Consider the following 21,433-nt stretch of genomic DNA (forward strand, 5'->3'; position numbering starts at 1 on the left):
TCCTTACTCTTCCAGGGTTTGCAGCAGGTACAGGCGCTGATAGATGCCTTGTTCCACTTGCATTAATTCTTGGTGATTGCCTTGTTCCGCCAGCTTGCCGTGATTCAGTACGATGATGCGGTCTGCATCACGGATGGTGGACAGGCGATGGGCGATGGCAACAATGCTGACTTTGCCACGCAATTCTGTCAGTGCAGTTTGTACGACCTGTTCAGTTTCGCTATCGATATGGGAAGTTGCCTCGTCCAGAAATAGCACGCTTGGCTTGCCAGCCAGGGCGCGGGCGATGGCCAGCAATTGTTTTTGTCCCGTAGACAGGCGGGCACCACCTTCACCCAATGGGGTGTTATAACCGTTTTCCAGTTGCAGAATGAAGTCATGCACATGAGCTGCCTTGGCGGCAGCGATGATATCGGCTTCACTGATGTTGCGGCCCATGGAAATGTTTTCTCGCGCATTTGCTGCCAGCAAAAATGGTTCTTGTGGCACCAGGCCTACCTTGTCGCGGAAATGCGCGTCACTGACACTGGCCAGTGGCTGACCATCTATGCTGATGCGGCCAGACTGCGCTGTATAGAACCGCAGCAAAAGACTAAGCAGGGTAGATTTGCCACTGCCAGTATGACCAACAATACCGTAAAAACTGCCCGCCGGTATATCCAGACTGAAGTCATGCAAAACCGGATGTGCCGGGTCATAACCAAAGCTGACTTGCTCCAGCTTCAGATGACCATCGACAATGCGGGCGTCGCTGTTGGCGACCGGTGCCTGATGTTCATTCAGCAGGGTATTAACCCGCGCTGCGGAAACGACCGCCTGCTGTATCTGGCCGAATTGCAGGGTGATCTGTATCAGTGGCTCCACCACCCGCGCGATATAACTGACAAACGCATACAGTATGCCTATCTCCACGCCAGAAAAACTGCGTTGGCTGAAACTGAAAATCACTACTACCAGCAAAATCGAATTCATCAGATCCAGCGCTGGTCTTAGTAGCCAGGCATTGGCACGCAATTCATCCAGCCGGGCTGCATAGTGTAATTGATTGGTGGTTGCAAAGCGTTCACCAAAGCGACGCTCGGCATTGCTGGCTTGCAGTGTACTCATGCCATTGATGCTTTCGGCAACCTGAGCGTTGATTTCACTGCGCAACTGGCGTGCGCGGCTGACGGCTGGGGCACTCCAGCGCTGATAAAACCAGACAATGATGATGACCGCAGGTATCAGCATGATCACAATCAGCATCAGACGCCATTCCAGCCAGGCCATGGCCGCCAGTGCTCCGATGACGACGATGGAACTGTCGAGCATCACGAACAAGACTTGCACATACAGGCTCTTGACGGCTTCAGTATCGTTTGTCACGCGGCTGACCAGTTGCCCGGTAATTGCCTTGTCAAAGAATGCCATGGGCAGGCGCAAAACGTGTTCATACACTTGTTCGCGCAGGCGACGTACTGAACGCATGGCAACACCGGCCAGCCGCGTCAGTTGCAGATAGCGCAGCCATGTGGCCCCCCAGCCTGTCAGTACATAGGCTGCCAGCAGAACGATGACCATTCCCATATCCATTTGATGCGGTAACAAGTAACGGTCTATGAATGCCTTACCTAGTAGCGGGCCGACTGCTTCCAGGCCAGCTGCCACAAACAGAAAGAATATACCCAGCCAGATATGGTGTGTTTCAGTACTGGCAGCTTGTAACAGCAGGCGCACTGCCAGCTTTTTCTCTGACATGGCGGCTGTTTTCTTGTTGATATCAGGCGGCATCCAGGCTTGCTTCCAGTTGTTGATAACGCCATTGCGTTGCATACCAGCCATCCAGGTCCAGCAAGGTCTGGTGATTGCCTTGTTCGACGATTTTACCTTCGCGTAAAACCAGGATGTGGTTGGCTTCCAGCACGGCACTCAAACGATGACTGACGATGACTGCACTGCGTTCGGGATGTTCCTGTCTTAGTTCTGCCAGGTGCTGCAGGATATGGGTCTCAGTTTGTGTGTCCACTGCAGACAGGGCATCGTCGAGTAACAGCAAGGGGCTGGCAGTCAGCAGGGCACGGGCAATAGCGACGCGCTGTTTTTGTCCACCCGACAGCGTGACACCGCGCTCACCCACCAGGGTGTCATAGCCATGCGGGAAGCGTTGTATATCATCGTCCACTGATGCCAGTCTGGCAGCCTGCATAAGCTCAGCACGGCTTGCTGCCGGGTTGCTGAGACCGATATTGTCAGCAATGGAAGCAGAGAATAAAAATGGTTCCTGCGCCACCCAGTTAATCGACAGGCGCAGGGCTTGCAGTTTGTAATCTGCCAGTGCATGTCCACCCCAATTGACCTGGCCTTGTTCAGCCTCAATCTGGCGCAGCAATAAACGCACGATACTTGATTTTCCTGAACCAGTAGGGCCAACGATGCCCACTGTTTGCCCAGGCGCGATGTTCAGGCTGATATCTTGCAAGGCTGACCTGGTTTGTCCCGGATAAGTAAAGCTGACATTTTCTATCCGCAAATCGCCTGCAGGCGGCGTATCGAGTTCGCCTTCATCATTGACACTGAGTTCCTGTGTCAATACTGGTTCCAGCCGCGCCCAGGCAGCCTTGCCACGTTCCAGCAGCGACAAGACCCAACCAGCAGCAAACATGGGCCAGATCAATTGCCCCAGATACATGGAAAAGCTGGTCAGCGCGCCTATACTCATTTCGCCATGCCAGACCAGATATCCACCCACGCCCAGTGTCAATGCACCTGCCGTAGTCAGGCTCAGGCCAACGGCAGGCTCATAAGCAGCCTCCCAGCGTTGAGCATTCAGACTGGCAGCGGCGGCATTTTCTGCCAGTTCTGCAAACTGGACGGCACTGCGTTGTTCCAGGCCAAGGGCGCGCAAGGTACGTACACCTGATAAAGTTTCCTGCACCTGATCATTAAGCTTACTGAAACGATCCAGCGAATCGCGCGAAGCGTCCTGTATATGGTGGGTAATATGCTTGAAGGCCCAGGCCATGAAGGGAAAGGGCAACAATGCTGCCAGCGCCAGCCGCCAGTCCACTCCCAGCAGCATCATGCCTATCACCAGGGCAAAGGTCAGGCTGCCATCAAAACCCGCCAAAGCAGCTTCACCGGCCGCCAGTTCGATGGCGTCGGCATCATTGGTGCCCAGTGCCATCAGGTCACCGGTTCTTTGTTGCTGGAAAAAGCGTGAGCCTTGCACACTCAGTCTTTGGTAGAGGCGGGTACGCAATTGCATACCCAGTTGATATGAAGCAGTAAACAATTGGGTGCGCCAGCCCACCCGCAAGAAATAGATGGCCAGCCCCATCGCTATCAGCCATGATAATTCCCACAGCAGACCAGTGTTATCAAAACGACCTGCCACCATGCCATCAATGATCATGCCGACACGACGCGGTATCAGGACTGTCATGACGGCAACGGCAAACAGCATAACACCAGCACTGATGTACTGGCGCCAGTGCTGGCGGATAAACTGAGCAAGAAGCTGGTACAAACTCATATGTGGTTCAGACCTGAAATCAGGAAAATGGTTGCATGCACTATGACCATGAGTTCACGGCAAAGCGGGAAATGATACAGCATTCGCAAAATTCATCCTCCATTCACCGGTATTTTATTGTCAATTAGGTAAGTTTATTGAGGCGCTAGCCTGGTGTGCTCTTCAATATTCCTGTTTTCTTGATAGAAAGAGCTGAGACGGTGATGTCAAATGATTCAAAAATCATTGATTTGCGAAATTGCTGTTTGTGTATTTGGGGCAATTGTCAGTGCGCAGACGGTGTGATGGGGGGCGGTTCAAATCTAATTGCGTATTGACAGGGAGGCGGCGGGGAGGAGCATCAAACTGACACAGATGGCGATTTGAAATTATCAACAAAGCTTGATCAAATCGCTTGCTGCTACTCTAATTGCAGATAAAAAAGGAGACAGCATGTGTCTGCTGTCTCCCTTTGAACAAATGCGCTGATTTTTGACGGCTGAATATTTATTTAATGAACCTGATACGCTTCATTGTCACGTTTGAGCATATTCCATAAGAAAGTATAGGAAATGGCGCTCATGTCGGCACGTTGCGCATTGTTGGCTGCGCCACCGTGACCACCTTCGGTGTTTTCGTAGTACCAGACATTCTTGTGGCCCTGATCCATCATCTTGGCTGCCATCTTGCGTGCGTGACCAGGATGCACGCGGTCATCACGGGTAGAAGTAATGAACAGGACATTAGGATAAGTCACGCCTGCCTTGACGTTCTGGTAAGGTGAATATTTAGAGATGTAATCCCATTCTGCAGGGACATCCGGATTACCGTATTCCCCCATCCACGACGCACCGGCCAGCAACTGGTTGAAGCGGCGCATATCCAGCAAAGGTACCTGGCTGACAATGGCATTAAACAAGTCTGGACGCTGGGTCAGAGTGACACCTGCAAGCAGGCCACCATTGCTGCCACCCATGGCACCCAGGTGTTTAGGACTGGTGATTTTGCTGGTGATCAGGTCTTCAGCAACCGCTGCAAAATCATCATAGGCACGCTGACGGTTTTCTTTCAAGGCCAGTTGATGCCAGCGCGGGCCAAACTCGCCACCACCACGAATATTCGCTACGACGTACACACCACCTTTTTCCAGCCAGCTCTTGCCCAGACCACCGGAATAAGATGGTGTCATGGAAATCTGGAAGCCACCGTAGCCATACAACAGGGTCGGGTTGTTGCTATCGTATTTGATATTCTTGTTACGTATGATGAAGTAAGGTACTTTGGTGCCGTCTTTGGATGTCGCGAATTTTTGCACGGTTTCATAGGCCGAAGCATCAAAGAAGCTGGGGGCTGATTTCAGCAATTCGCGTTTATCGTTACCTGCATGGGCTAGCATATACACGCTGGGCGTCAGATAGTCGGAATAACTGAGCAGGTAATCGTCGGAGTTTTCTGCATCCATGCCGCTGACACCAACCGCACCTAGAGTAGGCAATATGACCTGGCGTGCGGACCATTTACCACTATCAAATTTCCATTCTTTCAGATTGCTCTTGACGTTATCCAGAGATTGCAACAGCAGGTAATTGCGGGTGATAGCTGCACCCGTATAGGATGTGGTGTCGCTGGGTTCAAACAAGACTGTGAACTCACGATTGCCTTTCATGAAGGCATCAAAGTCGATGGCCAGCACGCTGCCGGATGCATAAGTCTTGCCGCCCACTGTCCATGCTTCACGTGGTGTGATGATGGCTTGTTTATCAAAGAAATACAGATCGCTCTTGGCTGGTATATCCAGTTTGATCAGCTTGTCGCCCTCTTTCAGGTATTGTTCTGATGTGTAGAAAGTGATTTGGCGGCTGACCAGTTCCCTGTGTACACCCTTATGATCACTGGCATTGGCTGCAACCGACATGTCATTTTTCTGGCCTTCGAACAGTGTTTTTGCAGTTGATAATTCTGTGCCGCGTTTCCATTCCTTTACTACGCGTGCATAGCCGGAATCAGTCAGTGTGCCTGCACCAAAGTCGGTAGCCACAAACAGGGTGTCTTTATTGACCCAGTCCAGATTCATTTTTGCTTCTGGCAGACTGAAGCCGTCTTTGACAAAGGATTTGCTGGCGAGGTCGAATTCACGTGTGACCACGGCATCAGCACCACCTCGTGATAATTCGATCAGGCAGCGGTCATAGACTGGCTCACGGCACAGGCTGTTCTTGAAGACCCAGTTTTCATTTTCTGCTTTGGCCAGGGCATCAACGTCCAGCACCACTTCCCATTTCGGTTGAGGTTTTTTGTATTCCTCCAGACTGGTTTTACGCCAGACACCGCGTGGGTGTTCTGCATCCATCCAGAAGTTGTAGACGGCATCTCCCATTTTGCGTATGCCGGGAATGCGGTCTTTGGAATCCAGCACAACTTGCAAGTCTGCCTTCAGTTTATTGAAACCGGCATCGTTGTCCAGTTTGCTGCGCGTGAGCTTGTTCTGGTCCTTGACCCAGTTCAGGGGTTTTTCACCTGTGACATCTTCCAGCCACTGGAATTTGTCTTCAGCCTGGGCCAGCACCAGGTTGCTTGCACATACCATGCACAGGGCAGCGATCAGTTTCATTTGTGGTTTCATTGTCTTCCTTATTGTGAGCCAGGCAGGAGTCTTCACCCGGATTGATCAGGTGCCTTGACGCAGTTTCTTTGGCATACCTTGGTCAGGCATTTTAATTCGGGACATTCCGATGGTGCGATGTGATTTTTATCACATCGCAAAACTAAGTTTTGCTTTTTATGAAAAAACTGCTGCACACATCAGATTAATGTAATTTTGATCATTTTCTGAACTATGAGCAGCGCATCGCTATTCGACGGATGCCTTGATTTGATTGGCGAACTGGGTCATTTCTGTGCCATTCATGTCTGACACTGCAACATAATGTACGCCAGCCGTGCTCCACTGCATGAGCTGGTAGCCGCGACTGGAAGCTGTTGTTATTTTAGCTGCGGTTTTGCCGGTATCGGCAGTACTGGTGGTATCAGGATACAGGTACAAATTCACAATATGTTTGCCGTGCTGGTAAGCCAGGGCGGCAACCTGCCTGCCAGACAGATAATCCAGCCGCCCCCCCAGCAAAGGATAGCCTTGTGCAGTCAGGTCAACTACAGGAGGTGAAAAATCGAGCTTGCCTGCATACCAGGGTTTGACCGTATGATGGTCCGAAGATACAACATCAAGCAGATGTCCCGGTGTCAGCGAGCGGAAATGGCTGGCAAGTACTTCGTCATTAAAAATTTGCGTAGCTGATGGCTGATTCAGGTAGAGCACAAGGGTGAAGGCAAATGCTGCCGTGCTTAGGCCACTGACACCAAGGTTGATCCAGGCCCAGGGCCAGGTACTGAAACGGGAAGGACGCTTTTGCGCTAAATCAGCCACGATGCGTGCGCGCAGTGTTGCCGGTGCTGTATGGTAGGTGGCATGCTGCTTGACACTCGCAGACAATTCTTCCGTATGCGTCAGTGCAGTACGGCATGTCTCACAGTTCGCCAGGTGTTCTCCCATATGATGGGCTTGTCCGGCGTCCAGTTCCTGGTCGAGATAGGCAGACATCAACTGCCTGGCCTGATTACATTCCATGTCTATCTCCCTGCTGTTCAGTGCTTAAGAATCCCAGCAATAATTTTCTGGCTCTGGCCAGTCGTGACATGACTGTTCCTATGGGGATGCCTGCGACATCGGCAATTTCTTTATAGGAAAAATCATCCATTTCTTTCAATACCAGAACTTCCCTGAACACCTGTGGCAGCTTTTCCAGGGCGCGATTGACAATCTTGCGCTGGTCGCGATCTTCCAATGCATGCGCGGGGTCTTTGTTGAAGGCATAGGCCGAACCGTCATTGGCGGCTTCGGCGTCGCCATGTAATTCTTCATCAAAGCCAATGTCTGTGCTCATGGCTTTGCCGTCACGCACGCTGGTGTAATAAGTATTGCGGACGATGGTCATGAGCCAGACACGCACGTCACCGCCCCGATAACTGTCACGGAAACGGAAGGCCCGCAGATAAGCATTCTGCACCAGATCTTCCGCATCATGGTCATTGCGCGTCAGCCAGCGCGCCAGATTGTATGCCGAGTCCAGATGAGCCAGGACGAGGGTTTCAAACTCTTTGGCAGCACGGTCTTCTCTCAAAAAAACACCCATTTTATTGATCCTTACTATGAAGACTCAATATCAGTCAGATTTATTCCCGCTAAAAAATAAAATTTCCGCAAAAAAAATTTGAATTATCGGGAATAAATCCCTGCTCTTACGAGTATTTGCCTCTGTGAGGATTTTCACAACAAGCATAAGGCTAATGAGATGAATAGTCGAACATATTTACGGATACTGGCAGTTGGTTTGGGCGGTGCGCTTAGTATGCAAACTGCACAAGCGGCAGGTGATGCCAGCGTCGGACAGGCACTCTACCAGGCAAAATGCGCTGCTTGCCATTCAATTCAATATAACGGTGTTGGTCCGGCCCATCTTGGTGTTGTTGGGCGTAAAGCGGGCAGCGTGGACGGTTATACCTATTCTGCAGCGCTGACCAAGTCAGACCTGGTCTGGAATGAGAAGCTGCTTGACGCATGGTTGCGTAATCCCGAAAAGCTGGTGCCGGGTCAGAAAATGGGTATTTCCATTCCTTCTGCGCACGAGCGTACAGATCTGATTGCTTATTTAAAGACCTTGAAAGTTGATCGCTAGCGCTTCGTTTATCCCCTCTGGCATTGCTGTTTTTATCCAAATCAAGACGCACTGCCATTTTCAATCATTCTCAATAAAGGAAATATCATGATAGATCGCAGAAGTTTCTTGAAACTCGGTGCCGTCGGCGGTGGCGCGGTATTCATGTCGGGCCTGTATACTTCTGTTCAGGCCAATACAGAGGCAGATTTTTATTTTGTGCAATTGTCGGACGTGCACTGGGGCTATACCGGTGATGCTAATCCGGAAGCGAAGAACACCTTGCGTAAGGCAATCGAAAGTGTCAATGCCTTGCAGCATCAACCTGACTTCATCATTTTTACCGGTGATTTGACGCATACCACTGATGATCCGGTTGAGCGGCGCAGGCGCATGGCGGAATTTAAGGAAATCATTGGTGGCTTGAAGGTCAAGAACATCCGTTTCATACCTGGTGAACACGATGCTTCGCTTGATTCTGGTGCTGCCTTCAAAGAATATTTTGGTGCGACCAACTATTCTTTTGAGCATAAAGGCGTGCATTTTATTGCCCTTGATAATGTGTCTGATGCCGGGGCGCGCATAGGTGAAAAACAATTGGCCTGGCTGGAGGCAGATCTGTCCAGACAGGCAAAAGATGCCCCCATTGTGCTATTCACGCACAGGCCCTTGTTTGACCTCGTGCCCAAATGGGATTGGGCTACCCGTGACGGTGCACAGGCAATCAGCTTATTGATGCCCTATACCAATCTCACCGTGTTTTATGGCCACATCCACCAGGAACACCATCACATGACTGGTCATATTCCACATCATGCGGCCAAATCCCTGATATTCCCGCTTCCTGCTCCTGGTTCGCAAGACAAGCGCACTCCTTTGCCATGGAAGCCGGAAGCACCTTTCCAGGGACTGGGTTTCCGGGAAATTGATGTAGAAGGAAAGATTGCCGGAGTGACTGAATTTCCAGTAATAAAGGCATGACGATGAATACATCAAGGCGTTTTTTTTGCACAGGTATGTCGCTAACGCTGTTAGGCGCAACTGCCACCATGATGTCGGGTCAAATAGCCCAGGCACAGGGGAATACCAAAAAGCGAGTGATTCCAGTCAAGGCGCAAAAATTTTCTTTTGTACCCAATCGTATCGAAGCCAGAGTGGGGGAAACCATCATACTGGCTTTGAGTGCGATGGATTTTCCACACGGGTTTAATTTGCCTGATTTCAAGCTTCGTATGGACCTGGTGCCAGGCAAAGTCGTCAACGTAGAACTGAAACCGGACAAACCTGGTGAGTATGATTTTTTATGCGACAATTTTTGCGGTGACGGGCATGAAGGCATGAGCGGGAAACTCATCATCAAAAGCTAGCGGCTGATGGGAAGTCAGGCTTGCGTTGCTGCATTCTGACTTCTCGTTTGTTATCTTGATTTTACCCAGCCGTAATCAATTTCCTTCAGCAATTTCCTCTTTGCAGACTGAGTATAAAACTCACACCATCAACGACATTTTGCACGTTGATGGTGCCCCCCATTTTTGCCATATAGGTCTTGGCGACAAACAGTCCCTGACCACGGTTGCCGTTGGCGCCAGAGTCATGTTGATCAGATACACCATATTCAAATATCTTGTCGATCAAATCGTCAGCAATGTGTGGGCCGTCATTGTGTATGGTGATAGTCGCAGCGGTTTCACTGATTTGCAGTTTAATGCTGATGATGCTATCAGTCTTGCGATAACGTTCTGCATTGCGCAAGACATGGGTCACGACATCTTCCAGTGAATACTCATCTGCCTTGACCATGATCACATCGTCAGTGCCCTGGTAAGCTACATTAGGTATGCCCACCAGTGGCGCATTGCTGGCGACATTTTTTAGGAACAACGTGATATCAATTTCACTGACCTGCAAGACGGTGGATTGAAATGCCTCACTGGGTGAAGCACTTCCATACAATACACGTATGGCTTGCTGCATACGGCTGATGTAGCGATTGCTTTGATCGTCCGGGCTGCCATGTAAAGCCATTAAAGACTGTAAAGGTGACATGATTTCATGGCCGACGGCATGCCACATTTCTTTTTCCTGCTCGGTGCGTATGGTTTCGCGTTCTACGTCTTCTTTTACCCGCCGCAACAAGTCGTGCAGGCAACTGGCGAGTACACCCAGCTCATCTGGACTGCGCAAATCGCTGACATCGAACTGTTCCAGTTCGCCTGCACCCTTCATGGTTTTGGACAGTGATACTGCACGTTTGGTCAGCAGCGTGATGCGCCGTATGATGCTGATCTCGATCAACAGCCAGGCCAGCGTCAGCGCCAGCAACATGGCCCCGACAAACCAGGACAGGCGGCTGGCGACCACACTCAGGCTTTTGCTGACGCTGCGCACATCACCCTTTAGCAAGACTTCATAATTGGCTAGTGGTGTATTGATGGTTTCGCGGCTTTCCAGTGGAATATCGTATTCATCAACCGGCAGACGGCGTATCAGACGGGTGATGATATTCCATGATTCATCACTTTGTTCAAAGGCACCGGTCAGGTTCACCAGGTCATCTTGGCTGTCGCGCTTGCGTATGCGCAGGGTTTCACCAGGCAAGAGATTGCCTTGCAAATCCTTGAGTGAAAACGGGGTGGCCGTTGGTGCATTCTTGCTGTCGAGCAAGGCTATTTCAGAATCGGGTGGCAGCACGGACAGACTGACTTCCATCTGATCCAGGTCTTGTGGCGGCCAGACCGGGCGCTTCTTTTCAAACAGAGCTTCTTGCAAAACCGGGATAGGCAGGCGCAATGAGAAAAAAGTATTTTTCTGGCAGTTAGCATCCTTGTCGTCCTGATCTGCCTGATTGCATATTGCCTGTTGCCATGCCCAGCCACGAAAATCCCTGACTGGACGTGCATTCGATTTATTCGCTTCGCTTTCATTGAAGCCGGTCCAGCGCCCGCGCACACCCTGGTTTTGTCTGGCAGGGGCGACTTCTTCTTCAAATGGGGCTATCCAGCGATAAGTTTGGCCGCGCAAGCTGACGCTGACTTTCAGTCTGTGTGCCTGGGACAGGCTGTCATTGCCGCGCTTGTGCGAGACCAGTTGTGTGCTGTTGAAATTGCCGGCAACATAGATGAAACCGCCGGCCCAGGGGTTGTTGCCTATACCGCTGCACAGCGCCCCATTGTTCCCATATTGCACCAGGCAACCTGACATGGCGATAGCTTGCTGCACCTTGTTCTGGTCATCAAAATCAATTGCAGAATAGGGCAGCAACAAGGGGTGTAACGAAGCATGCTTGTTTTCTGCCGGTGGATTCAGCAAGGCCAATTGTCCGGCAGGGTGGCGCAGGGTGGCCGAAATTTGCAAACGGGTTTTGTTGAAATTGCTTTGGTAATTGTTGTAGCTGAGTTGTTTTTCCTGCTGGAGTACAGATAGCGCCAGGCCCACGGTTGCCAGTGCCAGCAACAGGAAGACGCCGCGAAATAATATCCGCAGCCGGTAAGTCGCCAGCAGGAATTTGGTCATGTCAGTTTCTGCCTGCGTCGTCATCCACCCATCTGAAACCGCGCATGGGGACGTTTTCTATACATTCAAAATCCGCATCAATTTCACGGAAAGCGTCGCGTATGGTGGACACATGCTTGCGTATATTGTCGCGGTTGCGTCCGCTCTTGACGACTTCATACAAGTCTTCATACGATACCACCTGGCCGCGGCGGGCAAACAGGGCCGCCAGTATGCGTTGCGCTGTCAGTGGCAGATTGATGCGCTGACCACGCCAGATGGGTGTGCGCTGGCGCAATGGGTCCATGCTGAGCTGGTCGGCGACGGGTGTTTTGGCTGCTTCCTTGTAGGCCGCATTCTGGTTGCTATGCTGTTTGCGCTCTTTGACCGAGCGCAGGATTTCCAGGAATGTTTCTATGAAGTCGGCTTCTTCAAAGGTCGCCTTTTGCAGGTAATCCCAGGCGTCCAGCGCCTTCATGATGCTGCGATAAATCGTTGCGGGCATGGCAGACACTACCAATACCGGCGTCGCATGTTGTTTATTGATGGCATTGATGATGGCAACGCCAGCATGGCGCTCGCGCCCCAGTTCTATATCCAGCACCACCAGGTCATAATTTTCACGTGCAATCGCTGCTTCGGCATCATCACGGCTGAACCATTGGTCTATCTGTATGCCGGGTTTTGCTGCTTCTATCCAGCTTTTTAACTGATTGCTGGTGGGCAGATCGTCTTCGATGACAGCTACTTTTACCACGGTGTACCCCTGCGATTAATACGATACCAGCAGTATCCACGGTTTTTTGGCAAAAGTCATAAAGCGGCTGTGAGTTTTTCTTCACACGCGGCAAGGCTTATTCATGACTGCGAATAAATAGCTTGCAAGAGTGATATTTCTGCCCTTGCCACAGCATTGTATGCTCCGTGGGAGGCAGGGCATGATGTGTATCAGAACCTGCCGACGATCTTACTGCGCGAGCGTGATCGGGGCTCATGCGCTGCTCAAAATGCTCATGTACTCAAGTACATTCCGCTTTTTGCGCTGCTCTTCACTCCCGCTGACGCACGCTCGCTACAGATCATCGGCAGGTTCAAAGGAAAGCAGGGCAAACGCCACTGCAAGCAACCCTGGAAACACACCATCATTGGAGAGTTATCATGTCTGACCGTATCAAATCCCTGGTACAAGCCGTACGATCCACTCTGTCTTCTGTCTTCAGCAAAAGCGCTTCGGGACTCAAAGCCGGGGCCAGGGTGACGGCTGGGTCTGGCGTTTTCAGCAAAACCACTTTCAATCGCCTGGTGGTATTGAGTCTGGTTGGCGGTGCCGTGTATGCCATCAGTACCCACCCACCAATGCAGCGTATCCCGCGCGGGGAAGTCGGCGTGCGTATCAATCAGTTGACCGGTAGTGCGGAACAGGTACGTGATGGTGCTGTCATCGTTGTACCCGGTCTGCATGAATTGCGTCTGTTTAATCTGCAAGATCAATTGTACCGACCCACACGCAGCAGCCGTGCCGATGGCGAAGCACCTTTTCAGTCGGTAGAGGGGTTGTCGCTGGGTGTTGACCTGAGCGTACGGTATGCATTTGACCCCAGCAAGCTGGCAAACATGTCCAAGAGCCTGCCCGAAAACATCAATGCAGAAATCGTGGAGCCAGCAGTGCAGGGCGTGATTTACAAGGCATTTACCCGTTATACGGTGAGGGAAATTTTCTCCAGCAAACGGGCAGAAATCCAGCAAATAATAGAAGCCGAACTGAAGCCTAAACTGGCCGCTGACGGCATCTTGCTACGCAGCGTCATGATGGGCAAGGTCGACTTGCCTGCCGACTATAAGCGCGGCATGGAAAAACTGTTGGCCGAAGAGCTGGAAAGCGAAAAAATGCGCTACACCCTGGAATTGAAAGACAAGCAGGTCAAGCAAACCGCGCTGGAAGCAGATGCCGATAAGATCAAACGAGAGAAAGCCGCCGAAGCCGCTGGTAACGAGCAAATCATTGCCGCCAAAGCGCAGGAAGAAGCCATGAAGCACGTATTACCGTTCAAGCAAAAACAGATAGAGCAACGCCAGTTTGAAGCCGAGGCAGAAAAGGTTTCGCGTATCAAGACTTCAGAAGGTACAGCGCAGGCACGCATCATCGAAGCCCAGGGCGAAGCTGATTCACGTCGCAAGCTGGCTGATGCCGAAGCCTACAGGCAAGACCTGGTCGGCAAGGTCGCCAGCTCGCAACTGGAACGCGATGGCGCGTTGCTGACCAAGCACCCTTTGCTGATACAAAAAACCATGGCCGATAAATTGTCGGACAAGATCTCGGTCATCATCGCGCCACCACCGGCTGATGGCGGCTTCATTGGCTCGGCCTTGCTGGGCGCTGGCAAAAATAGTCGGGCCACACAGCAAAAAGTATCGGCTGACGCTGAAGCAATGAATGACAACAAGGAAAGCCAATAATCATGTTTGCTACTTTAGCTGCTGTCGCCGTACTCGCTGTTGTCACACAGGATCAGGCACAATTGCGCGCAGCCCCCAAAGACGGTGCGCAACAACAGGCCATCCTGTGGCAGGGCGACAGCCTGGAAATTCGCGGTGAAAAACTCGATTACCTGCAAGTGTATGACCACAGGCGTGAACGTGCAGGTTATATCAAGGCATCGCAGGTGCGCCTGGTATCCATGCAGCCGGATGATGCCCCCGATGCCTTTGCCGTCATCCGTTTTTTGCGTGATACGCCAGGGGCAGAATCCCTGGGCATCAGCTATACCGCTGCTTACCTGAAAGCTGCGCCAGCGAATGCCATTGAAGCCGAAGCCTTTGATGCGCTCGGCACCATGGCAGAACGTTTGGCAAAGCGTGCATCAAGCAAACAGCCCAAGCAAAATGAAGCGACCATTGCTGCTCATCTGGAAGTGGTCGCCAATTACGGCATCAGCATCAAAGGTTATGAACGCGAAGGCCGCATGCAGCTTTGCTATGACGGCGAAGCTTTCCGTCGTGTACTGGCGATGAATGCCACGCCAGATCAAAAGGCCCGTGCGGCCCTGGCATTGACACGCCAGGATTGCATAGACCCTGCCATGCGTCCAACCGAGCGTTTTGCCCTTGATCAGTGGCGTGCTGATGTGCTGGACCGCGTCAACACCACCAGCCTGCCCGAGTACCTTAAAAACCGTATGCGCATGCGCAAGGCCAGCGTCTGGTCCAGCATTGCCTTCCAGCGCGCACGTAAGGGCGAGCCGGTGGCAGAAGCCGCCAACCGCGCCCTGACCGAACTGGCAGCAGTCAACAAGGAAGAATTTGCCGATGAAGACGTGTATTCCTATGCCGATGCCGGTGTACGGGTAGGCACGACACGCTGGGCTGCTGAACCAGTGGTTGTACCCAAGCCCGGCTTGAACATCGTCACCGCCGCTGGTCAACCTGGCGAAACTTGCGTCATGCTGACTGACGCCAAACACGATGTCAAAACCCCGTTGACAAAGCGCTGCACCTATAGCGTGGTCTGGGCCGCATCTGCCCGCGTCAATGCGCAAAGCACGGCACTGACGCTGGCGGTACAGCCGATGGAAAACTGGCGTGAACTCTGGCTATTCCACCAGACCAGCCAGGGCTGGATCATCGACGTCCTGCCGCCAGCCAACAGTGACCCTGACCTGGGTTATGCCGAATTTGCCGGCTGGGTGCCAGGCACAAACAAGATGCTGGTAGCGCGTGAAGCCAAGGTCGAAGGCAGATTCAAGAAGAGTTTTGAAATTGTCAGTATGGATAGTCTGCAAGTCGAAAATGGCGCAGACAAACCGGGCTCTTTGAGCGTGTTCTACAAGTGGCAAGACCCGGCTTGGAAGAGGCAGACGATCAGTTTGCGGTGAAATGAGTTCTAAAAACAGTAGTGATGCATGCTTTTATCAAGTGCACAGCAAGAATGTGCTTTTAAGAAATTACAGCAAGTAAAGCAAGATGTCATTTAAATTGCAATAATTTGTAGCCAGTGTCAGGGGATGTGAACAAGTCAAAGTTGGCCAGGTTCTGTTCACAATCAGCAATACTAAGGTTTCCAACCCACCTATATTATTACTTGGAGTTTTGCCATGAATTTCAAATCTGTATCCATTGCCCTGTTATTCGTCAACAGCATTGCTTTTGCACAGGATATATCGCCCAAGATGCAATTACCTGATTGGGCAAGCAAGCAGCTTGATAGCTTGTCTCAGCAAGAATCAATCGAGGTCAATAGTCGTATCAATCCCTTTGTCTGGCGTGGCAATTTTCTTGGCGCTGGCAAGGGAGACCTGGCGGTATTGGTCAAGGACAGCAGGAGTAAAAAAGAGGGTATCGTCTTTTTGTCACATGCCAAAGCCAAGCCAGTTATCGTAGGTGCAGGACATGCGATTGGCAATGTTGGCAAAGGCGGGGATGATTTTTCCTGGTTGGAAATTTGGTATGTCGAAGATAAGGGATCGCAACCGCATAGCTATCATGAGAAGTCTGTCAAATTGCAGAATGATGGCATCGTCGTGGGGAAGGAAGGCTCCGCCAGCGCCTTGATTTATTTGAAGGCAGGTAAAGCGATCTGGCAGCAGCAAGGGGACTGATTTTCAAACACGCATGGCGGAACTGGATCGAGTATTTCTACTTGTTTGCTGTCTTCAATGGCCCCGTCACATTCTGTCTTATCCAGTTTTGCATATCCTGCCAGATGCGCTGCACTTCTGCATCTGGCGGCATCTGGGTGGCGTTAGGCAATTCTATGGTGACCACAGGGATGTCCTTATGTACGCCGCTATAATTCCCCAGTGAACCGGGATAGACGCCTACGCGATTATAGATCAGGCGTCCAAAGCGGTTCGGCGGTGTGGTGGGGCCGTCAAAGTCGAGCACGCCAAAAGGGGCGTGCACCGAGATGATGACATCGGGCTTGTATTTTTCTATGGTTTCATAGACCCAGCGGCTTTCTGGTTCTGAAATTGGTGCCTTGCCCGGATAGCGACGCGGATCACTGCGGGTGACGCGCGCCCAGTAACTGGGGGCTTCTTTTTGCCAGTTGGGGGTAGGGAAGTTGCGGTTCAGGTCTACGCCACGGGCATTCATACGGCGTGGCTTGGGGGCTAGCAGGCCATCGGGGTTGACCACCGGGGCAATTTTCCAGTTGAATTCAAGCGGAGTTTTTTGCATGGCATCCATCCATTTGAAGACAATGGAAGAGGCCGTCTGTTCATCACCATGGATACCACCCAGCATCAGCACACGTATGGCCTGCGGATGTCTGGCATCGGCTTTGATGTCGCGGAATAACACCGGAAAACCATTGAGTGAGTTAGCGCCACTCGGGTTTAGCTTGCTGTTCTTGCAGTCGTTCAGGCTGACCTTGGGCAGGCGTGCTACCAATGGTGTGCACCAGTCGCTGATTGCTTTTGGTTTTACGGGTGGTGAGGCTGACAGGCTGTTTGCAGATGGCATGGACAACAGACCAGCCATTGCAAACAAAGCACCGAGGTTTTTGCAGCGAAATGCAGTGAACTTACTTCTGAAAAAACTTACCGGCATTCTTGCTTCTACTCCCAGTGCTACAAATGATACGTTACAACAATATCGACGACAAATTACAAACCTGCAGCGGCGCGCAAAATCGCTGACTTGTCGGTACGTTCCCAAGTGAATTCAGGCTCTTCACGACCAAAGTGACCATAGGCTGCAGTCTTGGAATAGATTGGACGCAGCAAATCCAGCATCTGGATGATGCCTTTTGGTCGCAAGTCAAAATATTCATTCACCAATGCGGCGATCTGGTCATCAGGGATGACGCCGGTGCCTTCGGTGTAGACCGTGACGTTCATTGGGCGTGCTACGCCAATCGCGTAAGCAACCTGGATCTGGCATTGACGGGCGATGCCGGCAGCCACGATGTTCTTGGCAACATAGCGCGCCGCATACGCTGCAGAACGGTCAACCTTGGTAGGGTCTTTACCAGAGAAAGCGCCACCGCCATGTGGGCAGGCACCACCGTAGGTATCAACGATGATTTTACGGCCGGTCAGGCCACAATCACCTTGCGGACCGCCAATGACGAAACGGCCAGTCGGGTTGATCAGGAACTTGGTGTCTTTCAGCCATTCTTTCGGCAGCACTGGTTTGATGATTTCTTCGATCACGGCATCGATGAAGGACTGCTTCATCTTGGTTGCCGTTTCGCTTTGATCAGGACTGTGCTGGGTGGACAAGACTACCGTGTCTATACTGTGCGGCTTGCCATCCACATAACGCATGGTGACCTGACTTTTGGCATCTGGACGCAAGAAAGGCAGGCGGCCATCCTTGCGCAGTTGTGCCTGGCGCTCTACCAGCCTGTGGGCATAGTAAATCGGTGCAGGCATCAGTTCAGGTGTTTCGTCGCAGGCATAACCAAACATCAGGCCCTGGTCACCAGCACCAGTGTTGAGGTGATCGTCAGATGCCTGGTCAACGCCCTGGGCGATGTCGTTGGATTGTTTGTCATAGGCAACCAAAACCGCGCAGCCTTTGTGATCAATGCCATATTCGGTATTGTCATAGCCTATGCGCTTGATGGTGTCACGTGCAACCTGGATGTAATCAACGTGGGCGTTGGTGGTGATTTCACCAGCCAGCACGACCAGACCGGTGTTGGTCAGGGTTTCGGCGGCAACGCGGGAACGTGGGTCTTGCTCAAAAATGGCGTCCAGGATTGCATCGGAAATCTGATCAGCGACTTTGTCCGGGTGTCCCTCGGAAACTGATTCAGAAGTAAAAAGAAAATCATTTGCCATCGCAGGCTCCTATAAAAATTGACCGTAAAGATTTTGCCGCAGTCGGAAAGAGATCCTGCGACGCTTTAGCGAATTTTATTAACCGCCTCGCAAGTTGTCTGTTAACTCGGCGGTGGCTTGCTTCTTAGAACCTGTTCAGTTCTTATGGGTTGTCCTGCGGTTAAGCAGGTCAAAGCTAGCCAATGTGTGATATTTTACGCTCGTTCTGCTTTTTCTGTCGAATATCCCCTATTTTTTAAACTGTTACTTGAGCGGCGTCATGCTTGTCACATTGTTTCGTCTTCTTTCCATTTTTCCATTATCCGTCTTGCATTTTGCCGGAGCTGCACTGGGTTGGGTGGTGTATTTATTGTCAGGATCATATCGTCGTCGCCTGAAAGAAAATATCACCAGGGCCGGTTTTACCGGGCATTTGCATGAGGCAGTGAGCGAGGCGGGCAAGAATATCCTGGAACTGCCTTTCATCTGGTGTGCCAAGCCTGAAAGGGTGCTAAAGACTGCCAGTATAGAGAACTGGGAGCTGGTACAGGCTGCATTGGACAGCAAAAAAGGAGTGATCTTCCTGACTCCTCACCTGGGCTGTTTTGAAATAGTTGCCCAAAGCATTGCCGTGCGTACCCGCCTGACGGTTTTGTATCGCCCCCCACGCAAGGCAGCCCTCAAGCCGCTGATCGAGGGCGCGCGTGCGCGTGATAATTTATTACTGGCAGCGGCCAACCTGTCCGGTGTACGCATCATGGCCAAGGCCCTTAAAAAGGGAGAAGCTATTGGCTTGCTGCCGGATCAGGTGCCACAGGAAGGTGAGGGTGTCTGGGCCAAGTTTTTTGGGAAGCGTGCCTACACCATGACGCTGTCTGCGAAGCTGCATAGCATGACAGGCTCGCCCATTATTCTGACTTACGCAGAAAGGCTGCCATTCGGGCGTGGTTATGTGATCCGTTTCGTACCATTTGAAGAAGAACTGGGAGCCGATCCGGTAGATCAGGCGACAGCAATCAATCGTGGTATGGAAAAACTGATCGCTCGTTCTCCGGCACAATATTTTTGGAGTTATAACCGCTATAAAAAGCCAGATGGTGTGGATGGCCCAGAATCGCAGGGGCAGGCATGAGAGCTGTGTTGGTCTTGATGTGGCTGTTGCACTGGTTGCCTTTGCCTGTATTGGGGCGTCTTGGTGAAGCTGTAGGCAGCATGCTGTTTGTAGTGATACGCAAACGTCGCCACATTACTCTGAAAAACCTGTCCCTTTGCCTGCCGCATCTCAGTGAGGTAGAAAGAGCGGCGATTGCCAAACGACATTTCCAAGTCTATGCACGCAGCGTACTGGAACGCGGCATACTCTGGTGGGCATCAGAAGTACGCCTGAAGCGATTGATACAGATAGATCCTGCCGTGCCCATGGCCGCCATCGCTGCTGGCCCGACCATACTGATGTGTCCGCATTTTGTTAGCCTGGATGTGGCAGGTGTGGCAGTGATGTTGGAGTCGTCCCTGTGTTCCATCTATACCAGCCAAAGGAGCAAGGTATTCGATGCTGCTCTGCGCAAGGGGCGTTCGCGTTTTCGTCCGGTGAAACTGTTTTCGCGTGCAGAAGGGGTCAAGCCCATTATCCGTGCCATGCGCGAAGGCCTGCCTTTCTTCATGCTGCCGGACATGGATTTTGGTGCCAAGGATGCCGAGTTCGTGCCTTTCTTTGGCGTACCCGCTGCGACCTTGACTGCGGTGCCAAGAATAGCTGCGACCACGGGTGCCAAGGTCATTCCCGTTATCGCCACTATCTTGCCGGACTACCAGGGCTGGAAAGTGACCTTCCATGAGCCGTGGCAAAACTATCCTGGCGACGATATCGTGGCGGCTACACGCTATATGAATGCCTTCATCGAGCAAGAAATATTGAAAGCGCCTGCCGAGTATTTCTGGGCGCATAAACGCTTTAAAACCAGACCTTCTGGTGAGGCTGGTTTTTATTGATGAAGACCGGTGACGGCCTGCGCTGTCACTTTAAATTCCTGTTGTAGCCATTCCAAAAATACCAGACGGCGCTTGTCTTCGTCAAATGGCAAGGCTGACAGCAACACATAGTCAGTTCCATCAGCCATGAATGCGTGGGGTGCGATTAATACCCCGTTGCGGATTTCATCTTCCACCATATAGGCCGATGCCATGGCGACGCCCAGGCCAGCGCAAGCCGCTTGCAGGCTCAGGTAAAAATGTTCATAGGTCGCTCGACTTTTACCGCGTGTGTTTTGCCCGCTGAGTTTTTGCCATTGTACCCAGGCATTGGGGCGGGTTGCGGTATGCAGCAGGCATTGCTGGTTCAATGGCAGTTTTCCCAGTTTGAGTAAATCTTGCGCACACACCGGGGCAACCAATTCCCGGGCAACTCTGGCGACATGGTAGATTTGCGGCCAGGAAAAATCATTGCGTCGCAGTGCCAGATCGATATGTCCGTGGTGCAAATCCACAGGTCCGCCAGCAGCAAATAAATGGATTTCCAATTCTGGGTATAGCTGTCTGAATTTGCCCAGACGCGGAATCAACCAGCGCATCGCTATGGTTGGTTCGCAAGAGACTACCAGTGGTTGATTATCCGCCTGCCGGAGCTGGCGCAAGCCAGCTTCCAGTTGCCGCATGATGTCCGTGCAAGTGCCTTGCAGGCTGAGGCCGGCTGGCGTTAAAAAGATGGCCCGGTTGCGGCGTTCGAACAAGTCTATGCCAAGATTTTCTTCCAGCTGTTTGATCTGACGGCTGACGGCACCGTGGGTGACATGTAGTTCTTCCGCCGCCCTGACCAGGCTCAAATGGCGAGCCGCGACTTCAAACACGCGTATTGCATTCAGGGATGGCAAGTGATAGCTCATAGGTGAGATTTTCTCAATGATATGTCTCAGTATATATCGATATTCATAGTTGGTATCTGACTTCAGAATCTGTCTATACGTGATACTTGATCA

At 51.6% G+C, this 21,433-nt stretch carries 18 protein-coding genes; 8 read left to right on the top strand and 10 right to left on the bottom strand.

The genetic code is table 11. The annotated features are described in order from the left end of the window. Window positions 1-3: 3 nt before the first annotated feature. The 5 genes from AC1RVX_RS21185 to AC1RVX_RS21205 form a co-directional block, all read right to left on the bottom strand. Window positions 4-1,812: an ABC transporter ATP-binding protein gene (locus tag AC1RVX_RS21185; protein ID WP_493218561.1), complete on the bottom strand. Its 1,809-nt coding sequence runs from the start codon at window positions 1,810-1,812 to the stop codon at window positions 4-6. Beyond that, a complete protein-coding gene (locus tag AC1RVX_RS21190; protein ID WP_493218562.1) occupies window positions 1,760-3,511 on the bottom strand; it encodes an ABC transporter ATP-binding protein in 1,752 nt (583 codons plus the stop codon). Before AC1RVX_RS21190 ends, AC1RVX_RS21185 begins: the two co-directional genes overlap by 53 nt. A gap of 490 nt (window positions 3,512-4,001) precedes the next feature. After that, on the bottom strand, window positions 4,002-6,113 hold the full coding sequence (locus AC1RVX_RS21195) for a prolyl oligopeptidase family serine peptidase (RefSeq protein ID WP_493218563.1): 2,112 nt from the start codon (window positions 6,111-6,113) through the stop codon (window positions 4,002-4,004). Window positions 6,114-6,341: 228 nt separating this feature from the next. Continuing rightward, window positions 6,342-7,115, bottom strand: coding sequence for an anti-sigma factor family protein (locus AC1RVX_RS21200; protein ID WP_493218564.1), 774 nt, complete (start codon window positions 7,113-7,115; stop codon window positions 6,342-6,344). After that, complete coding sequence (locus AC1RVX_RS21205) at window positions 7,105-7,680, bottom strand: sigma-70 family RNA polymerase sigma factor (protein WP_493218565.1); 576 nt, start codon at window positions 7,678-7,680, stop codon at window positions 7,105-7,107. The genes AC1RVX_RS21200 and AC1RVX_RS21205 overlap by 11 nt, the downstream gene beginning before the upstream one ends. 159 nt (window positions 7,681-7,839) lie before the next feature. On the opposite strand from AC1RVX_RS21205, the gene AC1RVX_RS21210 reads away from it, so the two are divergent. From AC1RVX_RS21210 to AC1RVX_RS21220, 3 genes are all read left to right on the top strand, one after another. After that, window positions 7,840-8,223 (top strand): c-type cytochrome, encoded by a 384-nt coding sequence (locus AC1RVX_RS21210; protein WP_493218566.1) that lies wholly within the window; start codon window positions 7,840-7,842, stop codon window positions 8,221-8,223. A gap of 87 nt (window positions 8,224-8,310) precedes the next feature. Further along, the gene (locus AC1RVX_RS21215) at window positions 8,311-9,183 is read left to right on the top strand and encodes a metallophosphoesterase (RefSeq protein WP_493218567.1); all 873 of its coding nucleotides are present in this window, start codon (window positions 8,311-8,313) and stop codon (window positions 9,181-9,183) included. Between the two features lie 2 nt (window positions 9,184-9,185). Continuing rightward, complete coding sequence (locus tag AC1RVX_RS21220) at window positions 9,186-9,569, top strand: cupredoxin domain-containing protein (RefSeq protein ID WP_493218568.1); 384 nt, start codon at window positions 9,186-9,188, stop codon at window positions 9,567-9,569. Window positions 9,570-9,654: 85 nt separating this feature from the next. Here the strand turns inward: AC1RVX_RS21220 and AC1RVX_RS21225 are convergent, their stop codons facing one another. After that, window positions 9,655-11,715 carry a sensor histidine kinase gene (locus AC1RVX_RS21225; protein ID WP_493218569.1) on the bottom strand — a complete coding sequence of 687 codons (2,061 nt, stop codon included), beginning with the start codon at window positions 11,713-11,715 and terminating at the stop codon, window positions 9,655-9,657. A 1-nt stretch (window position 11,716) separates the two neighbouring features. Further along, window positions 11,717-12,451 carry a response regulator transcription factor gene (locus AC1RVX_RS21230; protein ID WP_493218570.1) on the bottom strand — a complete coding sequence of 245 codons (735 nt, stop codon included), beginning with the start codon at window positions 12,449-12,451 and terminating at the stop codon, window positions 11,717-11,719. 401 nt (window positions 12,452-12,852) lie between these two features. On the opposite strand from AC1RVX_RS21230, the gene AC1RVX_RS21235 reads away from it, so the two are divergent. From AC1RVX_RS21235 to AC1RVX_RS21245, 3 genes are all read left to right on the top strand, one after another. Next, window positions 12,853-14,151 carry an SPFH domain-containing protein gene (locus AC1RVX_RS21235; protein ID WP_493218571.1) on the top strand — a complete coding sequence of 433 codons (1,299 nt, stop codon included), beginning with the start codon at window positions 12,853-12,855 and terminating at the stop codon, window positions 14,149-14,151. 2 nt (window positions 14,152-14,153) lie between these two features. Continuing rightward, window positions 14,154-15,566: a hypothetical protein gene (locus tag AC1RVX_RS21240; protein WP_493218572.1), complete on the top strand. Its 1,413-nt coding sequence runs from the start codon at window positions 14,154-14,156 to the stop codon at window positions 15,564-15,566. Window positions 15,567-15,785: 219 nt separating this feature from the next. Further along, the gene (locus AC1RVX_RS21245) at window positions 15,786-16,289 is read left to right on the top strand and encodes a hypothetical protein (RefSeq protein WP_493218573.1); all 504 of its coding nucleotides are present in this window, start codon (window positions 15,786-15,788) and stop codon (window positions 16,287-16,289) included. A gap of 37 nt (window positions 16,290-16,326) precedes the next feature. Here the strand turns inward: AC1RVX_RS21245 and AC1RVX_RS21250 are convergent, their stop codons facing one another. Together AC1RVX_RS21250 and metK are read right to left on the bottom strand one after the other, a co-directional pair. Then, window positions 16,327-17,154: a M14 family zinc carboxypeptidase gene (locus tag AC1RVX_RS21250; RefSeq protein ID WP_493218574.1), complete on the bottom strand. Its 828-nt coding sequence runs from the start codon at window positions 17,152-17,154 to the stop codon at window positions 16,327-16,329. Between the two features lie 143 nt (window positions 17,155-17,297). After that, entirely contained in the window at window positions 17,298-18,479 is a 1,182-nt protein-coding gene (gene metK, locus AC1RVX_RS21255; protein ID WP_493218575.1) for a methionine adenosyltransferase, read from the bottom strand. A 259-nt stretch (window positions 18,480-18,738) separates the two neighbouring features. Between metK and AC1RVX_RS21260 the strand changes: the two genes are divergently transcribed. Next, entirely contained in the window at window positions 18,739-19,590 is an 852-nt protein-coding gene (locus tag AC1RVX_RS21260) for a lysophospholipid acyltransferase family protein (protein WP_493218576.1), read from the top strand. Next, on the top strand, window positions 19,587-20,450 hold the full coding sequence (locus AC1RVX_RS21265; protein WP_493218577.1) for an LpxL/LpxP family acyltransferase: 864 nt from the start codon (window positions 19,587-19,589) through the stop codon (window positions 20,448-20,450). The genes AC1RVX_RS21260 and AC1RVX_RS21265 overlap by 4 nt, the downstream gene beginning before the upstream one ends. Here AC1RVX_RS21265 and AC1RVX_RS21270 read toward each other — a convergent pair. Beyond that, entirely contained in the window at window positions 20,444-21,340 is an 897-nt protein-coding gene (locus tag AC1RVX_RS21270) for a LysR substrate-binding domain-containing protein (protein ID WP_493218578.1), read from the bottom strand. The two genes, AC1RVX_RS21265 and AC1RVX_RS21270, sit on opposite strands and share 7 nt — an antisense overlap. Between the last annotated feature and the right edge of the window lie 93 nt (window positions 21,341-21,433).

This window comes from Undibacterium sp. GW821-FHT11B02, from assembly GCF_058808955.1.

Coding starts and splice junctions, on each gene's coding strand:
- AC1RVX_RS21185 (WP_493218561.1), bottom strand. CDS start 1,812: ATGCAACGCAATGGCGTTATCAACAACTGGAAGCAAGCCTGGATGCCG.
- AC1RVX_RS21190 (WP_493218562.1), bottom strand. CDS start 3,511: ATGAGTTTGTACCAGCTTCTTGCTCAGTTTATCCGCCAGCACTGGCGC.
- AC1RVX_RS21195 (WP_493218563.1), bottom strand. CDS start 6,113: ATGAAACCACAAATGAAACTGATCGCTGCCCTGTGCATGGTATGTGCA.
- AC1RVX_RS21200 (WP_493218564.1), bottom strand. CDS start 7,115: ATGGAATGTAATCAGGCCAGGCAGTTGATGTCTGCCTATCTCGACCAG.
- AC1RVX_RS21205 (WP_493218565.1), bottom strand. CDS start 7,680: ATGGGTGTTTTTTTGAGAGAAGACCGTGCTGCCAAAGAGTTTGAAACC.
- AC1RVX_RS21210 (WP_493218566.1), top strand. CDS start 7,840: ATGAATAGTCGAACATATTTACGGATACTGGCAGTTGGTTTGGGCGGT.
- AC1RVX_RS21215 (WP_493218567.1), top strand. CDS start 8,311: ATGATAGATCGCAGAAGTTTCTTGAAACTCGGTGCCGTCGGCGGTGGC.
- AC1RVX_RS21220 (WP_493218568.1), top strand. CDS start 9,186: ATGAATACATCAAGGCGTTTTTTTTGCACAGGTATGTCGCTAACGCTG.
- AC1RVX_RS21225 (WP_493218569.1), bottom strand. CDS start 11,715: ATGACCAAATTCCTGCTGGCGACTTACCGGCTGCGGATATTATTTCGC.
- AC1RVX_RS21235 (WP_493218571.1), top strand. CDS start 12,853: ATGTCTGACCGTATCAAATCCCTGGTACAAGCCGTACGATCCACTCTG.
- AC1RVX_RS21240 (WP_493218572.1), top strand. CDS start 14,154: ATGTTTGCTACTTTAGCTGCTGTCGCCGTACTCGCTGTTGTCACACAG.
- AC1RVX_RS21245 (WP_493218573.1), top strand. CDS start 15,786: ATGAATTTCAAATCTGTATCCATTGCCCTGTTATTCGTCAACAGCATT.
- AC1RVX_RS21250 (WP_493218574.1), bottom strand. CDS start 17,154: ATGCCATCTGCAAACAGCCTGTCAGCCTCACCACCCGTAAAACCAAAA.
- metK (WP_493218575.1), bottom strand. CDS start 18,479: ATGGCAAATGATTTTCTTTTTACTTCTGAATCAGTTTCCGAGGGACAC.
- AC1RVX_RS21260 (WP_493218576.1), top strand. CDS start 18,739: ATGCTTGTCACATTGTTTCGTCTTCTTTCCATTTTTCCATTATCCGTC.
- AC1RVX_RS21265 (WP_493218577.1), top strand. CDS start 19,587: ATGAGAGCTGTGTTGGTCTTGATGTGGCTGTTGCACTGGTTGCCTTTG.
- AC1RVX_RS21270 (WP_493218578.1), bottom strand. CDS start 21,340: ATGAGCTATCACTTGCCATCCCTGAATGCAATACGCGTGTTTGAAGTC.